Annotated in this window: 13 protein-coding genes; 8 read left to right on the forward strand and 5 right to left on the reverse strand. The window is 54.5% G+C overall.

Annotation, left to right across the window (positions count from 1 at the left end):
- The first annotated feature begins 182 nt into the window (after positions 1 to 182).
- Together ETA_RS06650 and glk are read left to right on the forward strand one after the other, a co-directional pair.
- Entirely contained in the window at positions 183 to 1,835 is a 1,653-nt protein-coding gene (locus tag ETA_RS06650) for an alpha-keto acid decarboxylase family protein (protein ID WP_042958744.1), read from the forward strand.
- A 164-nt stretch (positions 1,836 to 1,999) separates the two neighbouring features.
- Positions 2,000 to 2,965 (forward strand): glucokinase, encoded by a 966-nt coding sequence (gene glk / locus ETA_RS06655; protein ID WP_012440860.1) that lies wholly within the window; start codon positions 2,000 to 2,002, stop codon positions 2,963 to 2,965.
- Positions 2,966 to 2,993: 28 nt separating this feature from the next.
- Here the strand turns inward: glk and ETA_RS06660 are convergent, their stop codons facing one another.
- The 4 genes from ETA_RS06660 to ETA_RS20100 are packed head-to-tail and all read right to left on the reverse strand — an operon-like array spanning position 2,994 to position 5,930.
- Positions 2,994 to 3,725: a LytR/AlgR family response regulator transcription factor gene (locus tag ETA_RS06660; protein ID WP_012440861.1), complete on the reverse strand. Its 732-nt coding sequence runs from the start codon at positions 3,723 to 3,725 to the stop codon at positions 2,994 to 2,996.
- A gap of 1 nt (position 3,726) precedes the next feature.
- Entirely contained in the window at positions 3,727 to 5,421 is a 1,695-nt protein-coding gene (locus ETA_RS06665; RefSeq protein WP_012440862.1) for a sensor histidine kinase, read from the reverse strand.
- A gap of 1 nt (position 5,422) precedes the next feature.
- Entirely contained in the window at positions 5,423 to 5,848 is a 426-nt protein-coding gene (locus ETA_RS20685; RefSeq protein WP_012440863.1) for a YbiU family protein, read from the reverse strand.
- Positions 5,772 to 5,930, reverse strand: a complete 159-nt coding sequence (locus ETA_RS20100; RefSeq protein ID WP_162012982.1) for a hypothetical protein — start codon at positions 5,928 to 5,930, stop codon at positions 5,772 to 5,774. Before ETA_RS20100 ends, ETA_RS20685 begins: the two co-directional genes overlap by 77 nt.
- A gap of 119 nt (positions 5,931 to 6,049) precedes the next feature.
- Between ETA_RS20100 and ETA_RS06675 the strand changes: the two genes are divergently transcribed.
- The 6 genes from ETA_RS06675 to ETA_RS06700 all read left to right on the forward strand — a co-directional run bounded on the left by ETA_RS06675 (position 6,050) and on the right by ETA_RS06700 (position 11,296).
- Positions 6,050 to 6,577 carry a GNAT family N-acetyltransferase gene (locus ETA_RS06675; RefSeq protein WP_012440864.1) on the forward strand — a complete coding sequence of 176 codons (528 nt, stop codon included), beginning with the start codon at positions 6,050 to 6,052 and terminating at the stop codon, positions 6,575 to 6,577.
- 119 nt (positions 6,578 to 6,696) lie between these two features.
- Entirely contained in the window at positions 6,697 to 7,926 is a 1,230-nt protein-coding gene (gene alaC / locus ETA_RS06680; RefSeq protein ID WP_012440865.1) for an alanine transaminase, read from the forward strand.
- A gap of 415 nt (positions 7,927 to 8,341) precedes the next feature.
- Positions 8,342 to 8,788: a universal stress protein gene (locus tag ETA_RS06685; RefSeq protein WP_012440866.1), complete on the forward strand. Its 447-nt coding sequence runs from the start codon at positions 8,342 to 8,344 to the stop codon at positions 8,786 to 8,788.
- A 44-nt stretch (positions 8,789 to 8,832) separates the two neighbouring features.
- The gene (locus ETA_RS06690; RefSeq protein WP_042958748.1) at positions 8,833 to 9,642 is read left to right on the forward strand and encodes a hypothetical protein; all 810 of its coding nucleotides are present in this window, start codon (positions 8,833 to 8,835) and stop codon (positions 9,640 to 9,642) included.
- Between the two features lie 250 nt (positions 9,643 to 9,892).
- Positions 9,893 to 10,174 carry a putative periplasmic lipoprotein gene (locus ETA_RS06695; RefSeq protein ID WP_012440868.1) on the forward strand — a complete coding sequence of 94 codons (282 nt, stop codon included), beginning with the start codon at positions 9,893 to 9,895 and terminating at the stop codon, positions 10,172 to 10,174.
- A 237-nt stretch (positions 10,175 to 10,411) separates the two neighbouring features.
- A complete protein-coding gene (locus ETA_RS06700) occupies positions 10,412 to 11,296 on the forward strand; it encodes an SMP-30/gluconolactonase/LRE family protein (RefSeq protein ID WP_012440869.1) in 885 nt (294 codons plus the stop codon).
- 44 nt (positions 11,297 to 11,340) lie between these two features.
- Here the strand turns inward: ETA_RS06700 and ETA_RS06705 are convergent, their stop codons facing one another.
- Positions 11,341 to 12,570, reverse strand: coding sequence for an MFS transporter (locus ETA_RS06705; RefSeq protein ID WP_012440870.1), 1,230 nt, complete (start codon positions 12,568 to 12,570; stop codon positions 11,341 to 11,343).
- Positions 12,571 to 12,623 lie beyond the last annotated feature (53 nt).

The following is a 12,623-nucleotide window of genomic DNA, read 5'->3' on the forward strand; positions in this document are numbered from 1 at the left end:
CGATGGAGCGGTCGATGGTCTGCCAGTGTATACGTTTACAAATTTGCAAAGCGCGCGACAGATCGCAACTTAGCAACGGTGGCAGGGGTGTAACGTTCAGTTGCCATATTCTTATGCTGATTCCTGAAACAGTTCATAAATATCGCTAATACTCAGATCACATACCCGAAAGGAGTAGCGTGATGAACAAGTATACCGTTGGCGATTATCTGCTCACCCGTTTAAATGAAATCGGTATTGGTCACCTGTTTGGGGTGCCGGGCGACTACAATCTGCAATTCCTTGACCATGTGATCGATAATCCCGATGTGGTCTGGGTTGGCTGTGCCAATGAGCTGAACGCGGCCTATGCTGCCGATGGCTACGCGCGCTGTCGCGGCGCGGCCGCGCTGCTGACCACCTTTGGCGTAGGAGAACTCAGTGCGATAAACGGCGTGGCGGGTAGCTACGCTGAGTATCTGCCGGTTGTTCACATCGTCGGCGCGCCGTCACAAACGTCACAAAACAACGCCGAGCTGCTGCACCATACGCTTGGCGATGGCGACTTCGGTCATTTTATTCGTATGCAGCAGGAAATTTCTGTCGCCAGCAGCGTCCTGACCCCGACCAACGCCGCCGCTGAAATCGATCGGGTGCTGGTCGAGGCGCTGACCAGGCGTCGTCCGGTCTATCTTCTGCTGGCGACAAATGTGGCAGAGAGCCTGCTATCTCCACCTTCGTCACCGCTGCCTTTGCGCCTGCACTGCGACCAGGAGCAGCTGGCGGCCTTTGTCGATGCGGCACAATCTTTGCTGGCGTCGGCCAACAGCGTGGCGCTGCTGGCCGACTTCCTTGCCGATCGGGCAGCGCAGCGGCAGAGATTGCAACGTTGGCTGACGGAGGTTCCGATGCCTTTTGCCACTTTGCTGATGGGCAAAAGCGTGCTCCCGGAAATGCTCTACGGTTTTGCCGGAACCTACGCCGGGGCATCCAGCGCCGACAGCACGCGTGATGTCATTGAAAGCAGTGATGTATTAATCAGCGTAGGCGTCAAATATACCGATACGATTACCGCCGGTTTTACCCAGCGGATCGCGCGTAGTCAAAATATTGATGTTGGCCTGCATGCCAGCAGCGTGGCTGGCCAAAATTTTGAGCAGATACCGATGGCGGATGCGCTCAAGGCGCTGCATCAGCTAGCGCAGCAATATGGTCAGGGCTGGCAGCAGGGCATAGTGGCCCCGCCGGTAAGCGTAGAGCAGCCGTCAGACGCCCTGACACAAAATACGTTCTGGCATGCGATACAGGATTTTCTTCGCCCCGGTGACATTGTGCTGGCCGACCAGGGCACGGCGGCCTTTGGCACCGCAGTTCTGCGCCTGCCGCAGGACGTCCGGCTGCTGATACAGCCACTGTGGGGGTCGATAGGGTATACGCTCCCAGCGGCGTTTGGTGCCCAGACCGCACGACCGCAGCAGAGGGTCGTGCTGATTATTGGCGACGGCTCCGCCCAGCTGACGGTGCAAGAGTTAGGAAGCATGCTGCGTGACGGACAAAAGCCGGTTATTTTCCTGTTAAATAATGATGGTTATACCGTAGAACGCGCGATACACGGGGCGCAGCAGCGTTATAACGATATTGCCCATTGGGACTGGACGCGGCTGCCGCAAACCCTTGACGTTGGCAGTGATGCGCAGAGCTGGCGCGTGACGCACACGGCGCAGCTACGCGAAATCATGCAGCGGCTGGAACATCGTGAGCAACTGTCGCTGGTGGAAGTGGTTCTGCCGAGGCTTGATGTTCCGCCGCTGCTGGCTTCAGTCAGTCGCGCCCTGCACCAGCGCAATGGTAGCTGAACGTGCTTTTTAGTCGTAATTCAGACTGTTACCCTTGGGCAACGGCGTTGAACATGGTTAATGTAGCAGGGAACATAACGCTCACCTTTTCCCCGGTGAGCGTTGTTGTTTCAGCGGTGGAGATTTATAGTGTGTCTAATTGACGTAAGCGGAGCAAAATCACAATGACTAAGTATGCTTTGGTGGGAGATGTCGGCGGCACTAACGCACGTCTGGCACTGTGTGAAATAGATAACGGCGCCATCTCCCAGGCCAAAACGTTCTCCACGGCAGATTATGACAGCCTGGAAGCGGTGATCCGCGCTTATCTGGCTGAAAAACAGCAGGATATCAAACATGGCTGTATTGCCATTGCCTGCCCAATCACTGACGACTGGGTTGAGATGACCAACCACGACTGGGCTTTTTCTACCAGTAGCATGAAGGCGAATCTTGCTTTTGACTCGCTGGAGATCATTAACGATTTTACCGCCGTTTCAATGGCTATTCCGATGCTGTCAGAGGAACATCTGATGCAGTTCGGCGGCACCACGCCGGCTGAAGATAAGCCCGTTGCCGTTTACGGCGCCGGAACCGGCCTCGGCGTTGCGCACCTGGTGCATGTTGATAAACGCTGGGTCAGTCTGCCGGGCGAAGGGGGGCATGTCGATTTTGCCGCCAATAGCGAGGAGGAAGATCTGATCCTTGAGGTGCTGCGCGAAGAGCTGGGGCACGTTTCCGCCGAACGTATTCTCTCCGGCAATGGGTTGGTTAACCTCTACCGCGCGATCGTTAAGTCAGACCACCGCCAGCCTGAAGATCTGAAGCCGCGCGATGTCACCGAGCGCGCGTTGCAGGATACCTGTACCGACTGCCGCCGGGCGTTGTCGATGTTCTGTGTCATTATGGGGCGTTTTGGTGGCAATCTGGCGCTGAACCTCGGCACTTTTGGCGGCGTGTATATTGCCGGTGGCATCGTGCCGCGCTTCCTTGAATTCTTTAAAGCCTCTGGATTCCGCGCGGCGTTTGAAGACAAAGGCCGCTTTAAAGATTATGTCGCGCCGATCCCGGTTTACCTTATTACCCACGATTATCCGGGGCTGCTGGGGTCTGGCGCCCATCTGCGTCAGACGCTGGGCCGCGTGCTGTAACGCCCAGCGCCTCCCTGTTACGGCCCTGTCACAAACGCATCAGCTGGCGAAACGCCTTCACCTTACTGCGGCTGACCGGTATCTGAAATGCCAGGTCGCGCAGTTTGAGGATGTAAGTGTTGTTAAACCAGGGCTCTATCTCGTGGATTTTGCTGAGGTTGATACAGTACGAGCGATGGCAGCGGAAGAAATACTCCTCCGGCAGGCGGCTGCAAAATTCGCTCATATTCATCGACATAACATACTCCTCACGCCGCGTATAAACAAAGGTCAGCTTCTCATGCGCTTCGGCGTAGTAGATATCGCTGATATCGGTCACGATAATGCGTTCGTCTTTGACCAGATTAATGCTGTGCGCGGCCGGGTGTGATGCGCGGGTGTTAAGGAGGGCGTCATGGTGATGCGCCTGGTTTTCCAGCTTGCGCAGCAGGGTGATGATACGCATTTCAGACCAGGGCTTCAGGATATAGTCAAAGGCTTCCAGTTCGAAGGCGTCCACCGCGTGCTCTTTGCAGGCGGTAATAAAGACGATTAGCGGCTTTTTGGCGAAGTTACTGATATTTTGCGCCAGCAGTATACCGTTGAAAGACGGTATATTGATGTCGAGAAATATCACGTCAACGTGATTGCCCTGTAAGTACTTCAGCACGTCCAGCCCATCGTCAAAAACGCCCTCAATGGCGATCTGGCTGTGCTGACGTATCAGCCAGCTTAACTCCTGTTGGGCAAGGACTTCATCTTCAACAATGATTGCTTTCACGTCATTTTCCCACGTTACGTTCGCCGAATATCGGGTTCTGTGCCGGGCCTGATGCACTTTTCGTCATACAAAAGGCAATCTCCGTGCCGGGTTCAAGCCGACGGATCTGCAAGCCTTCGCCGTAAAGCAGCTTCACCCGGTGGTGGACGTTCAATAGCCCAATTTTGTTGCCGGGCATCTGGTTGTTTTTTACGCGCGTCAGCACCTCCTCGCTGATGCCATAGCCGGTATCGCGCACCGCAATGCGTATGTGCGTGCCCAAATCCTCGATGGTTAGCGTCACCACGCCTTTGCCCCGGCAGGGGTGAATGCCGTGGATGATGGCATTCTCCACCAGCGGCTGAATAAGCAGGCTGGGAAGAGAAAAATTGATATCCTCATCGATATCGTAAATGACCGTCAGCTTATCGCCAAAGCGTGCCTGCTCAATGGCAATATAGTCTTTGATCTGGCACAACTCTCTTTTGATATTGATAATCTCATCATCGCTAAGCTCAAGGTTGTAACGCAGATAGCGTGACAAATTGGTAATAAGCTGGCGGGCAGTATCGGGATTGAGGCGGATTGACGCAGAAACGGCGTTCAGCGCGTTGAACAAAAAGTGAGGGTTAATTTTGCTTTGCAATGCGCGCAGCTCGGCCCTGTTCGCCATTTCGCGCAGCTGTTCGGCGCGGGAAACCTCCAGCTGAGTGGAAATGATCTGCGACAGCCCTACCGCCATCTCCTTCAGCGACCAGGTAATACGATGCGCATGGCGGTAGTAGATCTTGAGCGTGCCGGTGACGTCACCTTTCTCCCAAAGCGGGATAACTATCATAGAGCGGATTTCAGGGGTGCGGTGTGTCTCATCATTGTTTTTGATGATGATTTTTCCCTCCACGATCGCCGTGCTGGTGGTCGGGCTGATGCTTTTATCACCGTGATGGTAGTTATTCTCACCGACACCGGTATAGGCCAGAACCCGGCTGGTGTTGGTCATAGCAACGGCATCGGCATGAATATCACGGCGGATAATGTCACAAACCTGGCGCAGCGAGTCGCTGTTGACCTGACGGAACAGTGGCAGGGTTTTGTTGGCAATATCCAGGGCCAGCTTCGCCTGACGGGCGGCAATGGCCTCTTTTTCCCCCTCAACGCTCTGCACCAGCAGTACGATCAGGCCAATACTGGTCGTGCCGAGGATCATCGGAACGGCGATCTCCGCGACGATATCCAGGCCGCGCGCTTTCGGCAGCGTCCACAGTACGATAAGCAGCATGGTCAGTGACTCACAGGCCATGCCGCCGATAATCCCCGCGCTCCAGCGTTTCCGTTTGGTGATGTTGATATTTATCCAGCCGGAAACGATCCCGGCGATAATGCTGGTCATCAGGCAGGGGATAGCGGTAACGCCGTGAACATCGATAAGGAAACGGTGTAGCCCTGCAATCACGCCGGTGGCGATACCCACCCAGGGGCCAAACAGGATGCCGCCGGACATAATGGCGATAGTGCGCACGTTTACCAACGATCCTTCGACATGGATACCGGTCCAGGTACTGAAAAGGGCAAACAGTGAGAAAATGGCGGTAACCGCGAACAGCTCCTGTCGCGAATGCTGCTCTTTTTGCAGCAGCTGGCGGAAATGTCGGGTTCGGGTGATAAAAAACAGGCAGATTAACATCAGCGCTGCACGATCAAAAACCGCAAGAAGCATCTCAAACATCGAATACACGGGCGACTCGGCTGGTGGAAAACAGGTTTACATCATAAGGAAAGCCTTGGGGATGTGCCAGCAGAAGGGCCAGCCAGGGGGGGGAGCTAAAACCTCTGCACAACCAGCAAGGGGGGCGGCAAACGATCGTCACGGCCCGAATGCAGTGGGTCCTCCGCATCTGTCTATCTCTCAGCGGCATCAGATTGCATCCGTCGGCGCGACCGCCAGAGCTCACTTCAGCATCATCGGCGGCGGTATTCATCACTTTGCTGTCAAATTCGCCCTGATGCTCACTTTCAACCGCGCGCACCACATCGTAGTGCCAGAACAGGGTATCGTCTGGCCCTATATCAGGAATTGAGGAAAAACCTTTGGGTAAAGAGGATAGAATTTTCGCTGATAGCCAGCGTGCGTCCGGCTTCAGCATCAAGTTCGGCGATCTTGCCGCCTGAATCGGGTTTTATGGTACAAATTTCTGCGGGAACGTTGTCCATTTTAAGAGATGTCATCTTTATACACCTGTTATAAATGGGTTACTGTTGTGTCGTCACGATGTCAAAGACAGGGCGCAAATACGGCAGTTAAAGCGATATCTCTCAAGTCGTTTTTCCCCATTTAAGGCGAGTATATGAAATTAATCACACCACGACTGACCCTCACCCGACTGCAGCCCGAAGACTGGCCGCTGTTTCTTCAGGTGCATAGCGATGCCGCCTGCATGGAATTTATCAGCCCGGTGCCGCAGCTGGCCGATATCCGCCAGCGTTTTCACGACAGGCTGATGCCGTGGCAGGCTACCAGTTTTCATATGCTCTGCCTGGTGATCCGTCTGAAAGAGAGCGGGGAAAGTATTGGCTTAATGGGGGCCACGCCCGAATGGATGCCGCATCGTCAGGCGGAGGTGGGGTATTCACTGCTTCGTGAGCATTTCGGCCAGGGCTACAGCAGCGAGGCGCTGGACGCGTTGTGCGACCTTCTTTTCAGCGATTGCGGATTTCATAAGTTGAAAGCCCAGGTGGTGGAGGGGCACCAGGCTTCGCGGCGGGTGTTGGAAAAGAACAACTTCGCGCTGGAAGGAACCTTGCGAGATAATTATCTGTTTAACGGTCGGTGGGTAAATGACTGGCTGTTTGGCCGCATTAATCCGCGCGATTGAAATATTTTATTCTGCCTCTCGACAGCTTCAGTACGGTTACGTTATGTTCATGACTCGACCACTTCAAGTGGTCTGCGTCGCTCGGACGGTCCGGGCGCTTACGTAAATCAGAGGATGCTATGACTGACAACCAATCCCCCCGTCGTTTCTCCCGTATTGAACGCCTGCCGCCGTACGTTTTTAATATCACTGCGGAACTGAAGATGGCCGCACGCCGTCGTGGTGAAGACATCATTGATTTCAGTATGGGCAACCCTGATGGCCCGACCCCGCCTCATATCGTGGAAAAACTCTGTACCGTGGCACAGCGTGAAGACACGCACGGCTATTCCACATCACGCGGGATCCCCCGTCTGCGCCGCGCCATTTCGCGTTGGTATGCCGACCGCTACCAGGTTGAGATTGACCCGGAATCCGAAGCGATTGTGACGATAGGCTCGAAAGAGGGGCTGGCCCACCTGATGCTGGCCACGCTCGATCACGGTGATACGGTACTGGTGCCAAATCCCAGCTATCCGATCCACATATACGGCGCGGTGATCGCCGGCGCGCAGGTGCGTTCCGTGCCGCTGGTGGCCGGGGTGGATTTCTTCAACGAGCTGGAGCGAGCCATCCGTGAAAGCTACCCGAAGCCGAAAATGATGATCCTCGGTTTCCCTTCCAATCCTACCGCGCAATGCGTGGAGCTGGACTTCTTTGAGCGGGTCATCGCCCTGGCGAAGCAGTATAACGTGCTGGTTATCCACGACCTCGCCTATGCAGATATTGTTTACGACGGCTGGAAAGCCCCTTCCATTATGGAGGTGCCGGGCGCGCGGGATGTGGCGGTTGAATTCTTCACCCTGTCGAAAAGTTACAATATGGCCGGCTGGCGTATTGGCTTTATGGTTGGCAATAAAGAGCTGGTAGCCGCCCTGGCACGCATCAAAAGCTATCACGACTACGGCACCTTCACCCCGCTACAGGTGGCTGCCATCGCGGCGCTGGAAGGGGATCAGCAGTGCGTGCGTGACATTGCGGAGAAATATAAACGTCGTCGCGATGTGCTGGTGAAAGGCCTGCATGAGGCGGGCTGGATGGTGGATAATCCCAAAGCCTCGATGTATGTCTGGGCGAAAATCCCCGAGCGCTATGCACATTTGGGATCGCTGGAGTTTGCCAAACTGCTGTTGCAGGAGGCAAAAGTCTGCGTATCACCGGGCATCGGGTTTGGTGATTACGGCGATACGCACGTACGTTTTGCGCTGATTGAAAACAGTGACCGTATTCGTCAGGCGGTGAGAGGGATCAAATCTATGTTCCGCGCCGAAGGCGTGTTGCCAGCCACGGTCAAAACGAACGTGAAGTAATTCTGCGGAGAGAAAGGTATCAGTCAGACAAGCTGACTGATACCTTAACCCGGGCCGTTTTATGCGTTATCAGGTCAACAGGATAAAAGAGCTTCACTTTAACTGTCATTTCCCCGCATAACCTCTTTGTACGCCTTTGTTGCTGATTAACCCACCCGGCTCATTATTATTTGTCGTATCATTGGTTTTGGCGACTGATGATATGGCAACATCGCCATTTGACCGTAAAAGGGTCGAACGATGCTACAATTACGTTCAATTATGCTTATGAAAATCACAATATCTCGAACATCGGCTTTGTTCAGTGATGAGCGCGCTGGCACTGCCCGCATTATTAACGCATGGCGAACATGTGCAGAATGTGCAGCAGAAAAAATCGAAAAACGCAGCGAAATGTGACCGACAGGAGAAGCAAATGAAAACGCTTTTAGTCGCCATCGATAGATCAATGATGGCCCGTAAAGTGGTTGCGTTGGCCAGCACTCAGGCTCTGGCCTTGCGGGCTTCGGTGGTGGTGCTGTGTTGTGTCGACGCCAGCTGTGCCTGTGGGCCGCTGGAAATTGAAGCCGGCGAAGATCCCAGCGAATATGGCATGGCGCGGGATGAGCAAAACACGGCTGAAGCGGCGGTGCGTCAGGCGTTGGCCGAGTTACAGCGCTCCGGGGTGACGGCGCGTGGGCGCATCGTGGCCGGGGAGCCGGCATCCACGATTGTTGCTGAAGCCAACAGACTTCAGGCGATGATGATTATCATGGGGCGTCGCCAGCTCAATTCATTTAATCGCCTGCTAAAAGGCTCATGCAGCGCCGCCGTCATCGAACGCGCCAGCTGCACGGTACTGGTCGATGTACGCGTTGACTGACGTTAACCTTCGCGCCTCTGGTCTGAACACTTCAGGAAATTATTTTGACTTCGAACGCTATTCTTATCTCAGTCTTCTCAACGGTATTTTGGCTGGTGCTGACTCGATGGCTGTGGAAAGAACAAAAACTGACCGCACCCATGGCCATATTGCTATTTATGCTGCCAGTCCTGGTCGGCAATATCGGCTACTACCGCTGGGTGGCCCCGCAGCGCCAGCAAGAGGCAGGCATTGAGTATGCCCGAACGCAGATGGCTTCTCTCCCCGTTTGGCGGACCATCAGGCTGCAACAGCCGGCGCTTTATCAACAGGCCAGCGACAGGCTGATCGACCATCTGCGTCAGGGGATGCCATTTCGTCAGGCGGTTGAACTCTTGCGGCCGATGGCCGCCGACCTGCTGAACCAGCGTATTAATACCGCCCGCGATCGGGATTTGATTGCCTATATGCAGGTTTCGCTGGAGGAAATGAAACAGGTTCGTCAGCGCAGCTCCGCACAGTGTTTCCGTTTCCTGTTTCCACAGGTAAAAGGCGGAGTGAACATCGGTGAACTGCTGCCGCAGGATCTGATCGCGCGCGACCTGTCGGCAATGGATACCCTGCTACAGCATAGCGATGATGGCGCGCCGCCGGTTGAGTCATCCCGTGGGCGGCAACAGCTACAGAAAGTGGTGCAGGCGCTTTATAGCCGCTGGGGCAGTGATTTGCAGACGCTGAATACCCCCGGTGAGCCGGGCGCTGATGAAACGAAGCTTTGCGATATGACCATTGACCTTTATCAGTCCGTGTTGGCACTAACAGATAACGATTCAGCAAGCGTGTTGCGTATGATTATTGGCGGTTCAGATAACTAGTACCCTAAAAAAAAGCCCGCTTGCGCGGGCATAACTATTTTTAATTTTTATAATTCCTGGTGTTGTGCAGACTTAGTGCGTTGTCTGTGAGCATAGTCGCATTGATAGTCAGACTCCGCTACATGGATCCCTGAATCAATTCAATCGGGGAAACATTGCATTAGTTAAGTAAAATTTTGCAAATGCGCCGGTGTCTGATAGTTGTCCGTGTCGGAGTTGTTATGATGCGACACCAGAAGAAGGAGCCATGATGAAAAAAAAAGCGATAGCTGCATTGGCGCTATTCGTATTAGCCGGTTGTACTTCGGGCAAACCCGGCGCTTATGAAAGGGTGGATGAAGATCCGGCGGTCAATAGCGTTCAGTACCGTTTTAAACCCGGCCAGGTCGATCGGACCGCGATGCAAAAAGACGTTGAACATTACTGCTCCGAGCGGGGCTTTGATAAAGTTGAAGCGCTTGAACCGCAGGAAAGCCATATACCGGGATTAATGAAAGCCTGGTATCAGTGCAATTACCGTATCAAAAGCTAAAGCGAGGGCGGGTAGGACGATGCCCGCCCGATATACGCGTACAGGTTTGTTCCACAAGCCATTGCAAATCGGTTCTAAGGGCCACATTCCCCTCATTTTCTTATCCGGACAGGTAATGCGGGCCAACAGCGCCTGCTCATCCTCAGTAAATCTGTCTACACTATCCTGCGGCAGCCTGAAAAAATAACCTAAGCTTTAGCCAAACAAACGTACATACATACCAGCAAGGAGCTGAAGATGGCCTACCGGGTAGAAAATGTCTTATCAGTACAGGCAGAATTAGGCGAGTGCCCGCTGTGGAGCGTGGAGCAACAGGTGCTGTGGTTTGTTGACATCCTGGCCCCTGCTTTGCACCGCTTCGATCCGTCCAGCGGAGAGCATCAGGTTTGGCCGGTGGCGGAGGATATTGGTTGTATTGGCCTGTGTGAAGACGGGGGGCTGATCGCCGCGCTGCGCGGCGGCATCTGTTATCTCAATCATCGTGGCGAAATCACCCGCCGGATCGCCGATAACCCCGGCGATGCGCCACGCAGCCGCTTTAACGATGGCCGCGTCGATCCGTTTGGTCGATTCTGGTGTGGCACCCTGTGGGAACCGCAGGATCGCAACGGCGCGAAACTCTACCGCGTGGATAATCAGCTCAAACTTACCGAGCAGGCCGCCGATATTATGATCTCCAACGGGCTGGCTTTTTCTCCCGACAGACGGTGGATGTATCAGAGCGATACGCCGAATGCCGTGCTTTATCGTTATCCGATGGATGCGGACAGAGGGGAAATCGGTCAGCGCGAGGTGGTACGTCACTTTATCCAGCAGCAGGGCGGGATCCCGGATGGGGCGGCGGTAGACAGTGAAGGCTATTACTGGGCGGCAATGTTTGACGGAGGGCGTGTTATCCGCCTCGATCCGCACAGTGGGGATATTGTTGATGAAATCCCGCTGCCGGTACGCTGGCCGACGATGGTCGCTTTTGGTGGCCCGGATCTGAAGACCCTGTACATCACCTCATCGAGAGAAGACCGCAGCGCGGAGGAACTGGCACAGTACCCGCAGTCCGGCGATCTGTTTGCCGTCAGGGTTGCGGTTGCCGGCCTTCCTGAACCGCTGTTCCTCCAGCAGTAATCCGGAGATGCCCGCAGGCAGAGCTGCTGCGGGCATCTCGCTATTCAGCTGGCAATCAGGCGCGCTGCGCCTGACTTTTCCACCGCTTTGCATGGCGCTCGCACGGTGATCGACAGCAGTAATGAGATCGCCATCAGGCCCATAATCAGACTAAAGGTCATGGTAAAGCCACCGAAGAGCGAGGCGACCAGAGATCCCATGACGCTGCCGATCCCAAAACCGAGGTAAATTCCCCCGTAGTTTTTACTCAAGTTATTCAGTCCGAAAAAGTCGCTTACCAGCGAGGGATAAACGGTGATCGTACCGCCAAAACTGAAGGCGACACAGGCAACCGCGATAAAAAAGGTACTTTCATTCATCCGGCTGAACAACAGGATACTGATACCTGCCAGTGACACCAGCTGCGCCAGGGTGATCACCCGAATACGCGCGACGTTGTCCGACAGAATACCCAATATCAGGCGACCACTGAGGTTAGCTATCGCAATGATGGTGACCGCCTGGGCAGCGGTTTGCGTGCTGAGGTGCACCATGCCTTCGCCAATGTCTTTTGCGATGCCAATCACATACAGGCCGCTCATACATGAAGCCAGAAACATCAGGGCCAGGATCCAGTACTGGGGCATACGCACCGACTCGGCAAATGAATAATCCCGCGCCGTATGAGCGACGCGAACGCTAACCGCCTGAAGGGGCGCATCTTTCATTAATAAGGCGCCGATCGTCATCATGCTCATGGCGATAACAGCCCAAATCATAAACGTCATCTCCAGGCTGGTCACGCTGAGCAAAAAACCGCAGATAAATTTAAAGCCCAGGCTGCCGAGACCGTATGCGCCGATCGCACAGGCGGAAATAACGCCCTTGCGTTCAGGGAACCACTTCACACAGTTAGACAGCGTCATCAGATAGCCCGCGCCATCCGCCAGTCCCACCAGCACTCCGGCACTCAGATAGAGCATAAACAGGTTGTTAGCGCTTGCGGTTAGCGCCAGGCCGATGGCCATCAGCAGGCCGGCCCCGAGGGTGACATGACGTACGCCGAACCGATCCTGTAACTTTCCCGCGACGGAAGAAGCCAGCGCCAGGCTCAGGCTCAATAAACCAAATGAAAAGGCGATCTGGCTCACTGGAGCCGCCATTTTTAACGACAGCTCACCATTGAAAAGACTCCATGTGTAGACCGATCCCAGGGCAAACTGGGTGATGATGGTGCCGATCAGGGTTAAACAACGGGTGCGGTGTATCTTGTGACTGGCGGTAGGTGAGTTCATCAGGGCTTCTCCCGAAGGAAATGTCAACTATCTCGATGGGGACATAATAACGG

It is taken from the genome of Erwinia tasmaniensis Et1/99, assembly GCF_000026185.1.
Lineage (GTDB): Bacteria > Pseudomonadota > Gammaproteobacteria > Enterobacterales > Enterobacteriaceae > Erwinia > Erwinia tasmaniensis.

Excerpts from the sequence above, each read along its gene's own strand:
- ETA_RS06650 (WP_042958744.1), top strand. The coding sequence starts at position 183 with ATGAACAAGTATACCGTTGGCGATTATCTGCTCACCCGTTTAAATGAA.
- glk (WP_012440860.1), top strand. The coding sequence starts at position 2,000 with ATGACTAAGTATGCTTTGGTGGGAGATGTCGGCGGCACTAACGCACGT.
- ETA_RS06665 (WP_012440862.1), bottom strand. The coding sequence starts at position 5,421 with ATGCTTCTTGCGGTTTTTGATCGTGCAGCGCTGATGTTAATCTGCCTG.
- ETA_RS20685 (WP_012440863.1), bottom strand. The coding sequence starts at position 5,848 with ATGCTGAAGCCGGACGCACGCTGGCTATCAGCGAAAATTCTATCCTCT.
- ETA_RS20100 (WP_162012982.1), bottom strand. The coding sequence starts at position 5,930 with ATGACATCTCTTAAAATGGACAACGTTCCCGCAGAAATTTGTACCATA.
- ETA_RS06675 (WP_012440864.1), top strand. The coding sequence starts at position 6,050 with ATGAAATTAATCACACCACGACTGACCCTCACCCGACTGCAGCCCGAA.
- alaC (WP_012440865.1), top strand. The coding sequence starts at position 6,697 with ATGACTGACAACCAATCCCCCCGTCGTTTCTCCCGTATTGAACGCCTG.
- ETA_RS06685 (WP_012440866.1), top strand. The coding sequence starts at position 8,342 with ATGAAAACGCTTTTAGTCGCCATCGATAGATCAATGATGGCCCGTAAA.
- ETA_RS06695 (WP_012440868.1), top strand. The coding sequence starts at position 9,893 with ATGAAAAAAAAAGCGATAGCTGCATTGGCGCTATTCGTATTAGCCGGT.
- ETA_RS06700 (WP_012440869.1), top strand. The coding sequence starts at position 10,412 with ATGGCCTACCGGGTAGAAAATGTCTTATCAGTACAGGCAGAATTAGGC.
- ETA_RS06705 (WP_012440870.1), bottom strand. The coding sequence starts at position 12,570 with ATGAACTCACCTACCGCCAGTCACAAGATACACCGCACCCGTTGTTTA.